The sequence below is a fragment of the Paraburkholderia xenovorans genome, from assembly GCF_046030735.1.
Lineage (GTDB): Bacteria > Pseudomonadota > Gammaproteobacteria > Burkholderiales > Burkholderiaceae > Paraburkholderia > Paraburkholderia xenovorans_A.
This window is the reverse complement of sequence record NZ_JAQQBV010000002.1, coordinates 184,671-202,772: the sequence shown is the minus strand read 5'-3', so window position 1 is coordinate 202,772 and position 18,102 is coordinate 184,671. Positions and strand designations below refer to the sequence as shown.

Genomic DNA, 18,102 nt, shown 5'->3' with positions numbered 1-18,102 from the left:
GCTGGACGCTTTTACCAGCGCGGCACAGCGCACTTTTTGAAGATACAGAATGAGGATGGATGCATGCCGGCGTGGCTGACAGTAGTGGGCATAGGCGACGACGGCTTCGCCGGTTTGGGACGGCCCGCGCGGCGTGCGTTGCTGGACGCAACGGTGGTGTACGGCGGCGAGCGGCATCTGGCGATGCTGCCCGCGCGGCTCGCCGCGCGCCGGGCGGCGTGGCCGCGGCCCTTCGATCTCGCGCCGTTGCTGGCCGAGCGGCCCGGTTCCGTGTGCGTGCTGGCGAGCGGCGATCCGATGCTGTTCGGCGTCGGCGCGACGTTGGCGCGGCAGTTGCCGGCCGATGAATTGCGGGTGCTGCCGGCGCCGTCGTCGTTGTCGCTGGCGGCTGCGCGGCTCGGCTGGCCGTTGCAGGATGTCGCGACGGTCTCGCTGGTGGGCCGCCCGCTGGCGACGCTCAACACGCATCTGCACGACGGCGCGCGCGTGTTCGTGCTGAGTGCCGATGGAACCACGCCCGCGGCGCTTGCCGAATGGCTGAATGCGCGCGGGTTCGGTGCCACGCGGATGATCGTGCTCGAACATCTCGGCGGCGAGTTGGAGCGGCGCATCGATGGTCACGCGGACCGGTGGTCCGCGCAGCAGGTGGCCGCGCTGAATCTGATCGCGCTCGAATGTCGCGCGACGGCAAATGCACCGCGTTTGCCGCTGACCGCCGGTTTGCCCGACGACGCGTTTCGCCACGACGGCCAGTTGACCAAGCGCGACGTGCGCGCGATCACGCTGGCGCGTCTTGCGCCGACGCCCGGCGAAGTGCTGTGGGACGTCGGCGCGGGCAGTGGGTCGATCGGCATCGAATGGATGCGCGCGCATCCGACTTGCCGCGCGATCGCGATCGAAGCACACGCGGAGCGGCAGCGTTTCATCGAACATAATCGCGACGCGCTGGGCGTGCCGGCTTTGCAACTCGTCGCGGGCCGCGCGCCGGAGGCGCTGCAAGGACTGGCCGCGCCGCACGCCGTGTTCATCGGTGGCGGCGTGACGGTGCCCGGCGTGCTCGACGCGTGTTGGGCCAGTCTGCGTGACGGTGGGCGGCTGGTCGCCAATGCCGTCACGTTGCAAGGCGAGGCGGTGCTTGCGGCGTGGCGCGAGCGGCATGGCGGCACGCTCACGCGCATTGCGCTGGCCGACGCGCAACCGCTCGGCGGTTTCGATACGTGGCGTCAGGCGTTGCCGATCACGATGCTGGACGTGGTCAAGCAGCCTGAAGCTGCATCGGGCGCGGCATGTTCGTGATCGATCGCCAACGCAATCCAGGCGGAGCCGCGCGATGACCCGCGTGCTGCTGCTGGGCGGCACCGGCGACGCGCTGAAGATCGCGCGCCGGCTCGGAGCGGAGCACGTGTACAGTCTCGCGGGCCTCGGCAAGGTGCCGGACGATTTGAGCTGCGCGGTGCGCGTCGGTGGATTCGGTGGAAGCGCGGGCCTCGCGCGTTATATCGAAGACGAACGCATCGACCTCGTGATCGACGCGACGCATCCGTATGCCGCGCAAATCAGCGCGAATGCGGCCGCTGCGTGCCGTGACACGCAAGTGCCGTGCTGGGCGCTGCGTCGCGACGCGTGGCGGCCACAAGCGGACGACGACTGGCGCATGGTCGACGATTGGTATTCGCTCGTGCAAGTGCTCGAATCGTTTGTCCGGCCGCTGTTCACGCTCGGCCGCGAACCGCTCGCGCATCTCGACGAGATCGCCGCGCATCAATTCTGGACCGTGCGTTGTCTGGATCCCTATCCAGGCAACGCGCGCGCGCGAATCCTCGCCGCACGCGGGCCTTTTACGCTGGCAGGCGAGCGCGAACTGTTCGACGCCGAAGGGTTCGACGTCGTGGTGAGCAAGAACAGCGGCGGCAGTGCCACCGAGGCGAAACTTGAAGTCGCGCGGGAGCGGCGCTTGCCGGTCATCATGCTGCGTCGCCCGGATTTGCCCGTGGTGGATCGCGAGTTCGATGCGGCGAGCGAACTGTTGGCGGCTCTCGACAATCTGCGCTGAACGGCGCGCGTTGATGCGTGCCCCGGCCTCCGGCCTACGACCTACGACCTCGACATGCTATGAATCACGGAGTATCTGAATGACGGTGTTTTTTATCGGCGCGGGCCCCGGCGACCCGGAACTGATCACGGTGAAAGGGCAGCGCCTCGTGCGCAGTTGTCCGGTGATCCTGTATGCCGGCTCGCTTGTGCCTGCCGCGGTGCTGGAGGGTCACACCGCGCAACAGGTGGTGAATACCGCCGAACTCGACCTCGACCAGATCGTCGCGTTGCTCGCGAAAGCGCATGAAAAAGGCCATGACGTGGCGCGCGTGCATTCCGGCGACCCGTCGTTGTACGGCGCGATCGGCGAGCAGATCCGCAGATTGCGCGAGTTAAGCATTCCATACGAAATCGTGCCGGGCGTGACCGCCACCGCTGCATGCGCCGCGACGCTCGGTTGCGAACTCACGCTGCCCGGCATCTCGCAGACGCTGATCCTCACGCGTTTCGCGACCAGAACGAGCATGCCCGAAGGCGAGCAACTCGCCGACCTCGCCCGGCATCGTGCGACGATGGCGATTCACCTGGGCGTGCGGCACCTCGCGCGGATCGTCGACGAATTGCGGCCGCATTATGGCGGCGCGTGTCCGGTCGCGGTGATCTATCGCGCGAGTTGGCCGGATCAGGAGAGCTTGACGGGCACGCTCGACGATATCGTCGAGAAAGTGCAGTCGACCGATATCGAGCGCACCGCGCTGATCCTGGTGGGCCGCGTGCTCGCCGCCGAGGGCTTCGCCGACTCGACGCTGTACGCGAAGGACGCCTGAGCCGGCCGCGTCGCGCGAAATACGCAAGCTCTGCACCGTTTTCCGGCTGCGAGGCCGCTATCCTAGCGCGATGATGAAGCCCAGCACTGAACGTGATTACCGTCGGCGGATCGCTCGTGTCATCGAGACGATCCTGCTCGAGCCGGGTGCGCCGCACACGCTCGAAAGCCTCGCCGACGTCGCGCATCTGTCGCCGTATCACTTTCATCGGATCTATCGCGCGCTGGCCGGCGAGAGCGTGGTGGAGACCGTGCAGCGCCTGCGGCTCGCGCAGGCCGCGCAACGGCTGACGGACGCGACCCCGTCCGTCACGGTGGTCGCGCACGACGCCGGTTACAACAGCCCGCAAGCCTTTGCCCGCGCGTTTCGCGGCTTTACCGGCGTTACGCCGAGTGAATTCAGGGCGCGTCAGCGGCTGCTCGCCGCGCCGGCTTGCGCGCAACGGCTCGCGGATCACGCAACCGATGCTGCGCAGGCGATAGCAAGCCCGTTGTCGGCTTTGCCGCCCGTCGAACTCACCGAGATCGCGCCGCTCGACGTGCTGTGCATGCGTCACGAAGGCCCGATCGCAACGATCGGCCAGACTTTCCGCGATCTGATGACCCTGCTGCGCTGCGACGAGCATGCGGGCCTCGATCGGCGCGTCGGCATCTGCATGCGCGATCCCGGCGCCTACGAGCGCTTCCGTTATCGGGCGGGCATCGTCGTCCCGTCCGGCGGGCTCACCGTGGAGCCGCCCGACGGCATCGAATCGATACGGCTCGAAGGCGGGCTCTATGCGACGCACCGGCTGATCGGCCCGTATGCGCTGATCGCGCCGACCTTTTGCGCGCTGTACCACGGCTGGCTGCCGCAAAGCGGCTTTGCGCGCGATCACCGTCCGGCGCTCGAGTTGTACCGCAACCCGCCGGGTGCCGGTTCGCAGCACGAGTGTGTGACGGACCTGATGATTCCTATCCGCAAGGACTGACCATGAATCGTATGGGTGTGGCCGCCGCCGTGTGCTTGGCGGCGTTGTGCGCGTCGGCGTCGGTGTCGGCGTCGGTATTGGCTTCGGCTTCGGCTTCGGCACCGACAATTGCAGTCGCCCCCGCATGGCATGTCGGCGAAACGTCGCGCGTGTTTCATCCTGCCGTTGCGCGTCATTGGCGCGGCGCACGAACCGAGGCGCTGGTGACGCAGGTCTGGTATCCGGTCGACGCCGCCGTGCCCGAGACGCCGCACGATATCGGTCCGCGCGCGCATCCTTTGTTCGTCGGACATCCGGCTGCTGTCGACGCGCCGCTTTCCGCCGCGCGCGCCAGTTATCCGTTGATCGTGCTGTCCCACGGCACCGGCGGCACCGCGGACAGTCTCGACTGGCTCGCGGCGGCGCTCGCGGCCGACGGCTATATCGTGGCGGGCACGAATCATCCGGGCAACAACGCCGCCGAGCCGCTCACGCGCGACGGCTTCATTCTCTGGTGGGAGCGCGCGACCGATGCAAGCGAAGTGATCGACGGCATCCTTGCCGATCCGCAATTGGGCCCGCACGTGGACCGGGAAAAGATCGGCGCGCTGGGGTTTTCGCTCGGCGGCTATACGGTGCTCGAACTGGCCGGCGCGCGCACGAACTTGCCGGCGTTCGAACGCTTCTGCATGTCGCCGGCCGCGGACGCGATCTGCAAGCCGCCTGAATTGGCCCGGCTCGCCAATGCTCCCGAAACGCCTGCGATGATGCTCGCGATGTTATCGCCGCAAACCAAGGCGTCGCGCGCGCGCTCCGGGGCGTCGTATCGCGATCCGCGCGTGAAGGCCGTGTTCGCGATCGCACCGGCGCTCGGCGAGGCATTCGACACGAACTCGTTTTCAGACGTGACGATTCCGATATCGCTGGTGGCCGGCACCGCCGACACGACCGCGCCCGTGAACACCAACATTCATCGGATCGCGGCGTTGCTGCCGAAAGCCGACATCACGTTGCTGCCCGACGCGGCGCACTACACGTTTCTCGACACCTGCCTGCCGGAAACCTACGAACGTCTCGCGACAATCTGCAAGGACGCGTCAGGCGTCGACCGTGAAGCGATTCACGCGCAGACGATAGGACTGGCGCGCGATTTCTTCGCTGCGACGCTGCCGGCGAACCGGCCCTAGCGTAACGGCGCGATGGGCTGCCGAGCCGCTCAGTCTTCGAGCGGCGACAGCGCTTCGAGCGGCATCTTCCTGTCCTGACCGATGCTGATCGCCGGGACGAAACAGAGCAGCGCCACGACGAAAATCGCAATCGCGAACAGCGAGACGAATGTGAGATGCAGCGACTGATGCAGCACGAGACGGATCGCGTCGCTGTTGCCGAGCGCGGCTGTCTGGTTTTGCAATAGCGACCTCAGTTGATCCGATGTGACGACAGCGACGTTCTTCGAATGGCTGAGTCCGAAGTTGAGCACCGCGCCGAACACGGTTGCGCCGAGCGTGCTGCCGAGGTTGCGTGAAAACAGATTGGACGCGGTGGCGCTGCCGCGTTCGTCCATTCCGACGATCTCCTGGATCAGCACGAGCGCGCTCACGCTCGACGTGCCCATGCCGAAACCCATGATCAGCGATGCGAACCCCGCGATCAGCGGCGACGCGCCCGGCGCGAGAAACAGCAGCAATAGTGCGCCGAGCGGCACGAACAGGCTGCCGCCGATCAGAATGCGGCGCAAGCCGATGCGGTGGAACGACTTCGCCGCCAGGGTCGCACCCGCGGGCCAGCCGACCATCATCATCGTCAGCGCGAGGCCCGCGACGACCGGAGAACGGTTCAGCACGCCCTGTACGTACATCGGCAGGAAGGTGGTCGAGCCCATCAGGATCATCCCGGCGAGCAGCGTCGAGCCGTTGCACGCGGCGATCGGGCGGCGGCTCCACAGCGCGAACGAGATCATCGGCTCGGCCGCGCGGCGCTCCTGCCACACGAACAGCACGAGGCACACGACAAACGCCGCGGCGGCGAACGCAGCCCGGGCGAGCTGGTCGTCGCCGATGAACGTGAGCGCGGTCATCAGCGCGGCGATTGCGGCCATGAACAGCGCCGCGCCGCCGAAATCGATCGACGGACGCGCGTGCCGCTCCGATTCGCGCAGGAACGCGATGAAGCCGGCCGCGGACGCGAGGCCGATCGGCACGTTCATCCAGAAGATCCACGCCCACGACATGTTGTGAATGATGAAGCCGCCCACCATCGGCCCGACCACTGCGGAGATCGCCCATACGCTCGCCAGATAGCCTTGCACCTTGCCGCGTTCGCGTGCCGGGTACAGATCCGCGACGATGGTCAGCGTGACGGGCTGGATCGCGCCCGCGCCGATGCCCTGAATCAGGCGGAACGCGATCATTGCGGGCATCGACCACGCGAAGCCCGCGAGTATCGAACCGAGCAGAAAGATCGCGATGCCCGCGAGCATGATCGGCTTGCGGCCGTACAGATCGGCGAGCTTGCCGAATACCACGGTCATCGCGGTCTGCATGAGCAGGAACGACGAGAAGACCCAGCTATACAGATGCAGATCGCCGAGTTGCGCGACGATTTGCGGCATCGCGGTGGAGACGATAGTGGCTTCGATCGCGACCATCGCCATCGAAGCCATCACAGCGGCAATAACAAGGGGACGCGACGATTGTGGGTTGCGTGACATGGGAGCAATGGGATTAGGATGTCGTTGTGTCAGTGCGGCATGCGATGCGCGAAGCGTTGCGCATGCGCGCGGCCGTCTGGTGCGGCAAACGCCGAGTATGCGCCTTGAGCGGAATCTCTGCTTGAACGCCGGCATCGCCTTGCGCAGTGGCACGGGGTTTGCGGCTATCAACCTGTCTTTCACAGAGGGAGGAAGTATGAGGATCGAATTCACCGGACGCCGTGAAGTGGTCGCGGCAGCGCGCGTTGCCTTCGAAGCGAGTGTGGATGGGGCCGATGTCTGGTGCAGTGTGTCGCTCGATGCGTTGAATGCCCACTTTGGGAATGGTGGGCCTTCGGCGCATGACCTTGTGGGGACTTTTGAGGCTAATCGCGCCACGATTGAAAATGCTACCCGGAAGGTGCTGGAGAAGAACGGCGGGAAATCGGTGGAGTTGGAGACGGGGGATTTTAGGGGGTGATGTTTTACCGGTGACGATGCGTTTCAGCCACGCGTGGGAGGTTCGTGTCGGCGAAATAATATCGTTTGTGCGGCCGTCCGCCAGTAAGGCGGACGGCCGAATGTCCGTAGTTTGTCCACGCTAATTTGATGATGGAACCGGCGATCAGATTATTTTTGCCGATACGCGCGCACGATCACGCCGTTCCAGCTAAACAATACGCGGTATGGGTCTACGCTAAAGGCAGCGTAGCAATTGTTCGTTTCAAGAAGCGTTGTTCTTGGCGGCAGCCCGGCATCGAGCAACGACAGGTCAAAAAACTCTCTCAATTTTGTGGCACTGTCGACTTCGCTAATCGTATAACCGCCGTTTGGGGTGCAGCGTGATTTGTCGAACTCCATCCAATTCGGTGTGATTGTCAGCACTTTGCCAAGTATTCTTCGAGCCTCGGGAATGCCGGCAGAAATGTTGGTGTAACCGACTACATCCGTGACGATCCATTTACCAAAGAAATCCTTTGTGGAGAGCGGCGCTGTCTGATTTTGCGCGACACACATGCCTGCGCTCAGTATCAGCGCAACCGCCACGAATATTCTAATCCCCCTCATTGCGCGCTCTGCTGGAAGGGGGCGGATTCGCGTAAGCGGCGGTTGACCAAACCCTGACTACGTTGGGCTGCGCCCATCTTTCTTCCGTCGCGATCGCGTGGGGTAATCATCACGTTAAGCATCATCTGCCGGGCCACGCCTGCCATATCGCCTCGATTCGCATACACCAACGCGTCGCGAGTGTTCACTCCTGAAGAGTTGTATGCAAAGCTGACAGCCGTATCGAACTGAGCCTGTGTCAACGGATGGTCCGTCACGATGGATTTGACAATCGCTTCCGCCTCATAAACGCGGTTTCGAAGAACTGCGTTCGCCTGCTCAGGCAACACGGTTCGCGCAAGCTCGTGTGGCGCGCAGGGTCCGAGATGGGCCAGTGAACCGATGCCCCAGGTGCAATTTCCGTTTCTCGGAGCATCGTTGTAGTAATGCATGACCACGCCTTCGTTAAAGCGTAGCGCGACATAACCCGCTTCGCTCATGTGAAGGTTGGAGTTCGCGTTCGGCATGTTTTATGTCTCCAGACAGCCGCTGAGGATATCAGGCAGCCTACCCGAGGCGACAACCTATCCGAATTGGCAGGTAGTGTTGGAGCAGGCTCTAGGTTCTATGCAGAGCCGACGCTAGCCGGAAAGCCGGAAGTCCTGGTGCGGATCTTTTTATTTCCCCAGATTCAACAACACTCCCTTCGGTCCGCGGCCGTTACTTCATCGCGTCGCGGCGTCTAGACTGACTTCGTCCGGTGCAGCGAGAGTCGTTCGGTGCATCCGGATCTGTCAATCTTCGGAGGATGTTTCATCATGAAGTCGCTCATCAAGGCTGTCGTCATCGTTACTTCTTTTGCCGCCTCGGCGACAGTCTTTGCGCAATCGAATTCACACGTCACGCGCGCCCAGGTTCGCGCGGAACTCATTCAACTCCAGCAAGCCGGCTATCACGTCGGCGACGGCGATCAGGCACATTACCCCGATGCCATTCAAGCCGCCGAAGCTCGCGTTGCCGCACGCACCGACAATCGCGATGCGACCGGCTACGGCGGTGTCGCCGCGGGCTCGTCCCAAACCGGACGGCCAGCCGTGTCTCCCGTCGACTGGAATGCGATGTACGGGCATTGAGCCCGCCGCGCTTTTTTGCGCCCATCGAGCATTTGGAAAGGACTCTTACGGCAGCACGTATATATCGATTCAGTCGTGGTCGTTAAAGTGGTCGAACTCGCACGGTTTCCGGTGTGCGAGCGAGAGAGTTGGCCCCGGCTGGAAACAGCCGGGGTTTTTTTATGGCGCTAACGCGTACCCGCGCCCGCCAGTGCGGCGCTCGAGGGCGTGGGTTTTCACTCGCGCGTGCCTCGCGTAGAATTCGGGCCATGCGACAGGTATGGCGGCCCGCGCTTCACGCGAAATAGCGGCAAGACGGTCCCGGCATGCATTTGACGATCGCGATCAACAGCATAGGGATGTCATGCAGGAAATCATCGAAGGATTCATCCGGTTTCAGCGCGAGGTCTATCCGCAACAAATCGCGTTGTTCAAGCGGCTGTCGACCGCGCAAAGTCCCAGCACGTTGTTCGTGACGTGCTCCGATAGCCGCGTCGTGCCGGAGTTGCTCACGCAAGCCGAACCCGGCGCGTTGTTCGTGATCCGCAACGCGGGCAACATCGTGCCGTCGTATGGGCCGGAGCCGGGCGGCGTGTCGGCTACCGTCGAATACGCGGTGGCAGTGCTGGGCGTGCGCGATATCGTCATTTGCGGTCACTCCGATTGCGGTGCGATGACCGCCATCACCAAATGCACGAATCTCGAACATCTGCCGGCCGTCGCGAGCTGGCTGCGTCACGCCGATGCCGCCAAAGCCATCAACCAGTCGCGCGCCTATCATTCGGATCGCGAGCGGCTCGATGCGATGGTCAAACAGAACGTCGTCGCGCAACTCGCGAACATCCGTACGCATCCGTCCGTGGCGGTGGGGCTGTCGAATAAGACGCTGCAGCTTCACGGCTGGTTCTTCGATATCGAAAGCGGCGGCATGCTCGCGCTCGACGGACGCACCGGCGAATTCCTGCCGTTGCTCGACAATCCCGAGATTTACGCGGTCGGATAGCGTCAGCCACGCGTACTTCGATTGAGACGTCGGGCATCGATCTTCGTCAAGACACGTTCACCGAGTCGGTCAGGACTATCTGGCTGACGGCAAGCCCGTGCAGATGCTAATCAAGCTATCTCGCCGCATTCGAAACAAGATCCGCGCAGAACTTCTGGATAGGGCCCAGCATGGGTGCGTTCGTACGCCCATCGAGCGTAATGAACGCATACCGTGCCGCTGCTTCGCGCGGCAACTTGAAGTCTAGCGCTACTATCTGGCCGCTGTAGCCGGGTCGCACAGTCGAAAGCAAACCAAAAAAAATCGCATCGGTCGACAAGACGACTTCCAGCAGAGCCGGTACCGATTCCGAAGACGCCCGAACGAATCGCGAAGGATGCGCAATCGGACCAAATCGATGAACAAGTATTGCCGAGATCTCGTCGGTAACCTTGGTTGAGACGATGGGATATTCGACGAGATCCTGAAAAGTAAGGCGCTTGCGTTTCGCGAGCGGATGATCGTGCCGACTCATGAATCCCGATCGCGCCGTGCCCAAAAGTTCGATGTGAAGATCCGGTTGTGGAGCAATCGTTCGCGAATGGACTAGCAATGCGTCGAGCGCACGCTCGCGCAGCAATGCCACCTGTGTCTCGGGACTATTCGTCGAGAGATGCAGATGAACCCGTGGGTACTGAGTCAATACATAGGACATCAACGGTGCGGTGAACGTCGCCGCCGGTGCCGATCCCAAACCGAGCCGGATCGTGCCGCTGTCCCGTTGGGTCATGAGTTGCACGCTGTGTTTCAGGTCGATCGCATCCGCGACGATTTTGCTCGCCTTCTCCGCGACAAGCACACCAAATTGCGTGACCTCGTTGCGCTTGCCGACACGGTCAATCAAGCGGATTCCCAACTCCTCCTCCAGTGTCTGAACGCTGCGGCTTAGCGCCGGCTGCGTGAGATGCAGCGTTTCCGATGCCTTTCTGAACGAGCCGGTTTTGACCAATGCAAGAAAGTGCTCTAAATGGCGCAAGTTCATTGAAGCCTCTCAAAAGTTAGGCGCTGAATCTGTTGGGAAGGGGCATTGACTGATCACCGAATGTAATTGTATCGAGAAAATTAATGCATTGGACGCATCGATTTTGGCTTCATACGATCGCTATCAATGCTTCCCAGCCAGGCTTGCCGCAGCACTCGTCGAGGGCAACCCGTCATCGCGAAACCAACTCACTTAAAAAAATCATGGAGGACGACATGACAATCTTTCGTTTTAGAACACCTATCTTTGCGCTGATCCTGGCCGGGTTGACGGCTTGTGGGGGAGGTATCGATCAAGGCGCGGATGCCGCCAATCCGCTCGTCGTCAAAACCGCGCAGGGCACGGTCTCTGGTATTAAGAATGGGGACGTGATTTCCTTTCTCGGGATGCCTTACGCACAGGCTCCGGTGGGATCGCTGCGCTGGCGTCCCACGCAGGCCCCGAGCGTGCGCACTACGACATTCAATGCCACGGCCTACGGGAAGGCATGTCCGCAAACCACCGTGAACAACAACATAGCGGCGGCGGATATGTCGGAGGATTGCCTGTTCATTAATGTGCAGAAACCCGCGTCTGCTTCGGCCACCGGCAAGCTGCCGGTTATTGTTTATATCCACGGCGGCGCTTTTACGCTGGGCTCCGGCGCACAGGTTGACGGCAGTACGATCGCCACCACCGGCAATATCATCTACGTGTCGTTCAACTATCGGCTGGGCGCGTTGGGGTATCTCGCGAACACGGCGCTTCACGCAAGCACTCAGGATAGTAATCTGGGTAACTTCGCGGTCATGGATCAGCAGGCTGCGCTGCGCTGGGTCCAGCAGAACATCGGTGCGTTTGGTGGCGATCCGGGCAACGTGACGGTGTGGGGGCTCTCGGCGGGCTCGACGTCGACCTTCACTCTGCTGGAATCGCCTCTTTCCAAGGGGCTGTTCGCCAAGGCAGCCATGGAAAGCGGCGCGGGAGGGCCCTACTCGAATTTGAGTCCCGCTGCTGCTGAGGCGCAAGGTGGGCTTCTTGTGACAGCGCTTGGATGCGATCAGTCAAGTGACGTTGCTGCCTGTCTTCGCAGCCAGTCGGCGGATGCTCTCGTTGCGGCTCAGGGATCAAGCAGGTGGCGTCCGACCGTGGACGGTAGCGTTGTCACTCAAGTGCCTGCCGATGCCTTTGCTGCCGGGACGTTCAATCAGGTGCCGGTGATGATCGGCGGCGTCTACGATGAAGGCACGATCTTCGTGCCGACCAATTTGACCGCGGCGCAATATGCACCGGCGATCGAGTCGCTTGCGCCGGCCGGATTCGACACCACCGGCATCCTCTCGGCTTATCCGCTTTCAAGCTACGCGGTGCCGTCGCAAGGCTATGCCCGCGCCATGGGTGACGCGATCTATTCGTGCAGCAACAGGTCCCGCAGAGACGACCTTTCGTCATGGGTACCCGTGTATGGATGGGAATACACGGACCCGTCCCTTTCGTTCCCCACCAATCCAACGGCTTTCTACCTTGGAACTTCCCATGGGTCGGATGCGCTGTTCTGGTTCGGGCCGACGGATGCTCCAACGATCAACCCGGTGACTGGCATTGCAGGTGCGATTCCGGTGCCGGCCATGCAGGCGCTCGGCGCGCAGATGAAGAAATACCTGATCAACTTCGTGCGCGTGGGTGATCCGAACGGTAGCGTGGCCGACCCGTCCCTACCGCAATGGCCGCGTTATACGGGGCCGAATAACCGTGCGGTGCTCGAGTTGACCACACCGTCGATCACCATGGCCACGACCTTCGATACTGACCACAAATGCAACACCGTGTGGGGTAAAGGCGTGTTCCCGGAGACCTATTGACGGACCTGACCGGAGGGTGAAGCGCCGGCTCACCCGGCGCTTCACCCTCCACTGGACGCCTCGCTCCAGTGCAACTTGATATCTCTGCGCAGATTCGTCTGGTCCAACAGAGGTCGCACATTGCACCTATAACCCTTGAAAATGGGAGAGACACATGATTGACCAGCTAACCCTTCACGCGACTGCAGGCCCCGCGCGACCATCCCGCTCAAAATTGCTGGTTGCGACGACGATCGGCAACGCGCTCGAGTTTTTCGATTTCACCGTGTACGGTTTCTTTTCGATCGTCATCGGTCATCAATTCTTTTCGACGCTTAGTTCGTACGGTCAATTGATGGCATCGGTGGCGACGTTCGGGCTCGGCTTTGTGATGCGCCCTGTGGGCGGCATTCTCATTGGCATGTATGCGGACCGGGCGGGGCGCCGGGCCGCGATGATGCTTACGCTGTCGTTGATGACGGTTGGGGTTTGCATGGCCGGGCTCGCCCCGACCTATGCGCAGGTGGGCATTGCCGCTCCGATCATCATGGTGCTCGCGCGCTTCATTCAGGGATTTTCCGCCGGCGGCGAGGTCGGTGCTTCCACGACTTTGCTGCTCGAACAGGCACCGCCCGGGTCCCGTGGCTGGTTCACGAGCTGGCAACTCGCCAGTCAGGGGATGGGAGTTGCGGCCGGCGCGGCATCGGCCTCGGTGCTCTCGTATGTGCTTTCGCACGACGCGCTGTATGCATGGGGATGGCGGCTGCCGTTTCTCTTCGGTGCGGCCATTCTTCCGATCGGCATCATTATCCGCAGTCAGATCAGCGCGTTCGAAGACGAATCGGTTCGTGCGGAGAATCGGGCGGCCGAGCACTCGCCGATTGCAAGACTGCTGCGCGATCATCGCCGCAACTTCGGTGCAGGTGTTCTGCTTTTGATGGGCGGTGTGGTCATGAATTACACCGTGCTCTTTTTCATCCCGACTTATGCCATCCACGAACTCAAGCTCGATGAGTCCGCTTCGTATGCGTGCGCTATAGCGTCTGGGCTCACGATTGCGATTCTGTCGCCGATCGCGGGCAAGATTGCCGACGCGTTCGGACGAACCGTTCCGATCGTGCTGGGCCGGCTGGTTTTGATCGTCATGCTTTATCCCGCGTATGCATGGCTCAGCAGTGAGCCGAGCATCTTCCGTCTGTTCGCGGTGATTGTCGGTTTGACGATACCGTTCACGCTGCAAGGCAGTCCGTCGATTACGCTCATCCCGGAGATGTTTCCGCGTGCTATCCGTGCGACGGCGACAGGGACTGTGTATAGCTTCGGCGTTGCAATATTCGGAGGGCTCACGCAACTGGTTGCGGTCTGGTTGATTCATTCGACAGGAAACAGGCTGGCCCCGGCGATTGCGACCACGCTGTGTGTCGTGATTTCGAGCCTGTCGCTTTTGATGATCAGGCGTACCGAGGATTGATGCGAAAACGGCGTGATTGAAAGCTCTTCCACTATCAGAGGTCCTCTGATGGACAGCAGGTTTTTATATCCAGGAGAAGCTCGCAGCATCTTCGCATTGCCCTGGATTTTTTGTTCTCTCGCAGTAAATTTAACGATACCGGAATATCAATGACCAGTCAGACCATCATCGATCACCTGGCCTCACGTCAGGACGAGACCCTCGAATGGCTCAAGTCTTTCCTGCGCATACCCAGTGTCAGCGCAGACGTTGCATTCGCTCCGGCGATGCAGGAGGCGCGTAATTTCCTGATCGATCGTCTTGAGGAAATGGGACTCGACAATGTTCAATTGCTCGAGGGCGGTGGGGAACCCGCGGTGTTCGGCGAATGGTGCGGGGCGCCGGGCAAACCGACGTTGATGATCTATGGTCACTACGACGTGCAGCCGGCGGATCCCGTCGAACAATGGCGCACGCCGCCTTTCGAGCCCACTATCGTCGACGGCCGGATCTATGGGCGTGGTACGTCCGATGTCAAAGGGTCCACTACGATTGCTCTTGAAGTCATTGCTGCGTTTCTCGCGGTGCGTGGCGCCTGTCCGGTGAATATCAAGGTCTTTCTCGAGGGAGAGGAGGAGACGGGAAGCCGCACTCTTCGAACCATTGCGGAAATTCATCGGGATCTGTTGAAGGCGGATGCGGTACTTTCCGCGGACGGCGGACGCGCCAGTGCGACAGTTCCCACCATTAATACGGGCGCGAGAGGCGTGACGAATCTGGAAGTGCGATTGCGAACCGCGGACAAGGATCTTCACTCCGGTCGTTATGGCGGCTGTGTGCGCAACGCGCTCCACGAAATGGCGCGGCTCGTGTCGTCATTGCACGATTCGGAAGGTCGCGTGGCAGTAGAGGGCTTCTTTGACGGCTCCATACCGCCGACCGATCGTCAACGAGCGGACACCGCCGCGTTTCCTTATGACGAAGCCGCATTCTTTTCCGATGTCGGAGGTGCTTCCTACGGCGAGCCGGGCTATTCCGCGCGTGAACGGGTCACGTTGCGGCCGGCGATTGACGTGAACGGCCTGTATGGCGGCTATACCGGATTCGGCGGGAAGACTATCGTGCCCTGTGAGGCGACCGCAAAGATTTCCGCGCGTGTGGTCAGCGGACAAGACCCGCGGTCGGTGCTGGACGCGGTGCTGAGCCATCTGAAAAAGCAATGCCCCGCAGATTGCGCTCTGGAAGTCGTGGCGATGACCGACGGAGCGCCTGCGTCGACGCTCGCACCGGATCATCCTCTGGTGCTCGCGGCGCAGACGGTGCTCAAGCAGGTTACGGGGAGCGATGCCGTTCATGTGCGATTGGGCGCATCGGTGCCGGTAACTTCGATCTTCAAGGAGACTTTGGGTATCGATACGCTGATGTTCGGTTACAACCTTCCCGATGAAGACGTGCATGCGCCCAATGAGTTCTTCAGAGTGAAGTCGATCGAAGAAGGGGCGCGCGGATGGACGCTTTTACTCGAGGAACTCGCGAACTACGCTCCGTCTTTATTCGCTCGCCGATAGTCCAGGCCACGACGCTAAGCAGCAAAACAACGAAACGCCAGGCTGATACGCGGCTCGTTCACGTCCTGCACCCTGCGTCGAACCAATCTCGCGCTACTTGCCGGAATCGCCTCCGGCAAGTAGCGAATGCCGCCTTCAGCGTCATGAACGAGTGCCAGCGGTTCGAGGGCAAATAAAGCTTCCTGATACGCCATCATCCTGACCTTCGGGTAGCGACAGCCAATGCGAACATTGCGACTGTCCGGGACAAATCATTGTGCTGTGTTTTTATACAGTGGTTTGTGCCCCCTCGAATAGCGTTGTTCGAAAAGACGTAGGACTGCGCCGGCAGCTTTCATTAGTAAGTTTTCAGGGCCACCAGGCATAATTGGGTTTCCGCTTAATTGCGCGCTCATTCGTGCCAATTGCCGCGCGCACCTCGCTTTGCGCGCTTTCCTGGAAACTTCATGCCGCCCATTACCGCCGTCCGGCACTCGGCCGCGCCACCACGCAGCATCGCGCTGATTCTCGCGTCGATGTTCTGCTTCGCTGTCGTCGACGCACTCGCGAAATCGGTTGCGCTCGACTATCCGCCTAACGAAGTCACGTTTTTCAGAATGCTGTTCGGCTTGCTCCCGGCGCTGGCGGTTTGCCTGCACGGCAAACCATTGCGGCAGCGGATCAGGCAAATGGATTGGCGCGGCCAAAGCATTCGTGCGCTGACGCTGCTCGGCGCGTCGGGGCTTTTTTTCGCGGGCTTGCCCTACATGCCGCTCGGTGAAGCCGTGTCGATCGTCTACTCGGAGACCTTGCTGGTGATCGTCCTTGCGCCGCTGCTGCTGAAGGAGACGCTCAAGCCGCGCGATGCGCTGGCCGCGGCCTTCGGCTTTGTCGGCGTATTGCTGGTGGTGCGTCCGGACCAGGCGCACGCAAGCAATACGCAGGCGTGGATCGGGCCGGTGCTGCTGATCGGCAGCGCGTTTTTCGGCGCGTTGTCGATCATCCAGATCAAGCGGATTCGCGCTACCGACGATTCCAGCACGACAGTGCTGTTCTTCACGACAGTCGGTACGCTCGTCACCGGCGCCTCGCTGTTTTTCGCATGGCATGCCCCGTCGTCCGAAGCGCTTGTCATCATGGCTTTGCTCGGTGTGTTCGCCACCGCGGGGCAATTGCTGATGACGATGGCGTTTCGCGAAGGCGACGCCGGTGCACTGGCGCCGTATAACTACACGAGCATCGTGTGGGCGGCGTTGTTCGGCTACATTGCGTGGGGCGAGACGATCGGCGCGGTGGCGCTCGTCGGCATCGCGTTGATCGTCGGCAGTTCGATTGCCGTGGCAATGCGCGGAAAGCAGCCCGAGGGGCCGCTGGTATAAACGCTTCAGCGCTGTGTCGATCGCGCGATTGATTCGGAACCCGAATAATCGTCATAAGAGAAGGGCGGCGCGAGTCTGGCATTTTCGGACATGAAGCCATGCCCGATCGGACGATTTGGAGTCAGGTGCATCCGCTGCCCGCGCGAACTCGTAGCTGCTTTTTGACCGGCCCAAACTCGCGGTCGTTGTGGCGCGATCCATCGATCGATGCGCCGCCAACCCTCTGACGATTCCGGGCACGCCAGCAAATTCTGAGGAATGCGCGTGTTCACGCTGTGGGAGGGGACGTCTCATGCATCACGAAGCGAGGAAGGTGGTCTTTACGGGCTTCATTGTCGGCGCGCTGGCCGTGGCGGCTTATGTCGCGCAGTCGGATAAGCGGTGGTTGTCGGCGGATGACAACGGGTTGGAGCGCGGCGATGTGTCGGTTCATCACACGCGCGGCGACACGATCACGGGTGCGGTGAGTTCGGCGCCTGTCGTTACGCACCACGATTCGGGCGACACGTTGCAGGCGGCGCGCAATAGCTTGCAGCGCAACGATCTGGCGGCCGCGCAAGCGCAACTGGATGCAATGCGTTCGGTTCACAGCAACGACGTGCAGGTGCAGGCGTTGCAGCAGGAAGTCACGGCACGCGCCGGCGCGGCGCAGCATCCGGCAGCGGCTGTTGCAGCGGCCAGGTCCGCGCGACGTGGGCCGACTGCAGTGATCGCAGAAAAAGCAACGTCGACGCAGAAGGTGCTGCGATCTTCGTCATTGGCAACGCGCGAGCCTGCGAACAGTGCATTGGCCTCCGCGAGCAGCCAGCGCGATCCGATCGCCGCGTTTGCGGACGCAAGTCCGTCGGGCGAGCAGGACGGTGCGGCGAAGGCGGCGAGTACGCCATCGTCCGGATCGGCCACGCTGAAAGTGGTGTCACGCGTAAGCGGTGTATCGGACGCCGCGCCCGTCGCGCAAACGCCGCCGTCACGCACACAAACCGAACTTACCGCGCAAGCCGCGGCGCCGCCGTCCGCTCAGGCGGCGCCGCCAATCGCGCCACTCGAAACGTCGAGCGGCACTGTGGTGAAGACGGATGGCGGTCCGAAAACGCGCGAACAGGTGCGCGCCGAGATAGTCCGTGCACGCAACGACGGCAGTCTGCCGGCGTTCGGCAACCCGGACCCGGCCGGCCCTGGCGGCGCGCCGAGTCTCGCCATTGCGCCGCGGCCTTGATCCGCAGG

18 protein-coding genes are annotated in these 18,102 nt (G+C 62.0%); 13 read left to right on the top strand and 5 right to left on the bottom strand.

Annotation, left to right across the window (positions count from 1 at the left end; genetic code table 11):
• Positions 1 to 63 precede the first annotated feature (63 nt).
• From cbiE to PQQ51_RS02630, 5 genes are all read left to right on the top strand, one after another.
• A complete protein-coding gene (gene cbiE, locus PQQ51_RS02650; protein WP_408494560.1) occupies positions 64 to 1,296 on the top strand; it encodes a precorrin-6y C5,15-methyltransferase (decarboxylating) subunit CbiE in 1,233 nt (410 codons plus the stop codon).
• A 34-nt stretch (positions 1,297 to 1,330) separates the two neighbouring features.
• Positions 1,331 to 2,053, top strand: coding sequence for a cobalt-precorrin-6A reductase (locus tag PQQ51_RS02645; protein WP_408494558.1), 723 nt, complete (start codon positions 1,331 to 1,333; stop codon positions 2,051 to 2,053).
• Between the two features lie 79 nt (positions 2,054 to 2,132).
• Positions 2,133 to 2,861 carry a precorrin-4 C(11)-methyltransferase gene (gene cobM / locus PQQ51_RS02640; protein WP_408494556.1) on the top strand — a complete coding sequence of 243 codons (729 nt, stop codon included), beginning with the start codon at positions 2,133 to 2,135 and terminating at the stop codon, positions 2,859 to 2,861.
• Between the two features lie 70 nt (positions 2,862 to 2,931).
• Entirely contained in the window at positions 2,932 to 3,831 is a 900-nt protein-coding gene (locus PQQ51_RS02635; RefSeq protein WP_408494554.1) for an AraC family transcriptional regulator, read from the top strand.
• Positions 3,832 to 3,833: 2 nt separating this feature from the next.
• On the top strand, positions 3,834 to 4,997 hold the full coding sequence (locus tag PQQ51_RS02630; protein ID WP_408494552.1) for an alpha/beta hydrolase family protein: 1,164 nt from the start codon (positions 3,834 to 3,836) through the stop codon (positions 4,995 to 4,997).
• A gap of 29 nt (positions 4,998 to 5,026) precedes the next feature.
• Here the strand turns inward: PQQ51_RS02630 and PQQ51_RS02625 are convergent, their stop codons facing one another.
• Positions 5,027 to 6,520 (bottom strand): MDR family MFS transporter, encoded by a 1,494-nt coding sequence (locus PQQ51_RS02625; RefSeq protein ID WP_408494550.1) that lies wholly within the window; start codon positions 6,518 to 6,520, stop codon positions 5,027 to 5,029.
• Positions 6,521 to 6,716: 196 nt separating this feature from the next.
• On the opposite strand from PQQ51_RS02625, the gene PQQ51_RS02620 reads away from it, so the two are divergent.
• Positions 6,717 to 6,980, top strand: coding sequence for a DUF1488 family protein (locus PQQ51_RS02620; RefSeq protein ID WP_408494794.1), 264 nt, complete (start codon positions 6,717 to 6,719; stop codon positions 6,978 to 6,980).
• Between the two features lie 149 nt (positions 6,981 to 7,129).
• Here the strand turns inward: PQQ51_RS02620 and PQQ51_RS02615 are convergent, their stop codons facing one another.
• Both PQQ51_RS02615 and PQQ51_RS02610 read right to left on the bottom strand, forming a co-directional pair.
• Complete coding sequence (locus PQQ51_RS02615; protein WP_408494548.1) at positions 7,130 to 7,546, bottom strand: hypothetical protein; 417 nt, start codon at positions 7,544 to 7,546, stop codon at positions 7,130 to 7,132.
• Positions 7,547 to 7,563: 17 nt separating this feature from the next.
• On the bottom strand, positions 7,564 to 8,073 hold the full coding sequence (locus PQQ51_RS02610) for a lysozyme (protein ID WP_408494546.1): 510 nt from the start codon (positions 8,071 to 8,073) through the stop codon (positions 7,564 to 7,566).
• 291 nt (positions 8,074 to 8,364) lie between these two features.
• Between PQQ51_RS02610 and PQQ51_RS02605 the strand changes: the two genes are divergently transcribed.
• Positions 8,365 to 8,679 (top strand): DUF4148 domain-containing protein, encoded by a 315-nt coding sequence (locus PQQ51_RS02605; protein WP_408494792.1) that lies wholly within the window; start codon positions 8,365 to 8,367, stop codon positions 8,677 to 8,679.
• A 343-nt stretch (positions 8,680 to 9,022) separates the two neighbouring features.
• On the top strand, positions 9,023 to 9,661 hold the full coding sequence (locus PQQ51_RS02600) for a carbonic anhydrase (protein WP_408494544.1): 639 nt from the start codon (positions 9,023 to 9,025) through the stop codon (positions 9,659 to 9,661).
• A 115-nt stretch (positions 9,662 to 9,776) separates the two neighbouring features.
• Here PQQ51_RS02600 and PQQ51_RS02595 read toward each other — a convergent pair whose 3' ends face one another.
• The gene (locus PQQ51_RS02595) at positions 9,777 to 10,682 is read right to left on the bottom strand and encodes a LysR family transcriptional regulator (protein WP_408494542.1); all 906 of its coding nucleotides are present in this window, start codon (positions 10,680 to 10,682) and stop codon (positions 9,777 to 9,779) included.
• A gap of 83 nt (positions 10,683 to 10,765) precedes the next feature.
• Here PQQ51_RS02595 and PQQ51_RS02590 point away from each other — a divergent pair, with 83 nt between their 5' ends.
• From PQQ51_RS02590 to PQQ51_RS02580, 3 genes are all read left to right on the top strand, one after another.
• Positions 10,766 to 12,523: a carboxylesterase/lipase family protein gene (locus PQQ51_RS02590; RefSeq protein ID WP_408494540.1), complete on the top strand. Its 1,758-nt coding sequence runs from the start codon at positions 10,766 to 10,768 to the stop codon at positions 12,521 to 12,523.
• 154 nt (positions 12,524 to 12,677) lie between these two features.
• Positions 12,678 to 13,973 (top strand): MFS transporter, encoded by a 1,296-nt coding sequence (locus PQQ51_RS02585; protein WP_408494538.1) that lies wholly within the window; start codon positions 12,678 to 12,680, stop codon positions 13,971 to 13,973.
• A gap of 149 nt (positions 13,974 to 14,122) precedes the next feature.
• Positions 14,123 to 15,520, top strand: a complete 1,398-nt coding sequence (locus PQQ51_RS02580; RefSeq protein WP_408494536.1) for a dipeptidase — start codon at positions 14,123 to 14,125, stop codon at positions 15,518 to 15,520.
• A 14-nt stretch (positions 15,521 to 15,534) separates the two neighbouring features.
• Here the strand turns inward: PQQ51_RS02580 and PQQ51_RS02575 are convergent, their stop codons facing one another.
• Entirely contained in the window at positions 15,535 to 15,717 is a 183-nt protein-coding gene (locus PQQ51_RS02575) for a hypothetical protein (protein WP_408494534.1), read from the bottom strand.
• Positions 15,718 to 15,966: 249 nt separating this feature from the next.
• Between PQQ51_RS02575 and PQQ51_RS02570 the strand changes: the two genes are divergently transcribed.
• Both PQQ51_RS02570 and PQQ51_RS02565 read left to right on the top strand, forming a co-directional pair.
• Entirely contained in the window at positions 15,967 to 16,878 is a 912-nt protein-coding gene (locus PQQ51_RS02570; RefSeq protein WP_408494532.1) for a DMT family transporter, read from the top strand.
• Between the two features lie 292 nt (positions 16,879 to 17,170).
• Positions 17,171 to 18,094 (top strand): hypothetical protein, encoded by a 924-nt coding sequence (locus PQQ51_RS02565; protein WP_408494530.1) that lies wholly within the window; start codon positions 17,171 to 17,173, stop codon positions 18,092 to 18,094.
• The last annotated feature ends 8 nt before the right edge of the window (positions 18,095 to 18,102 follow it).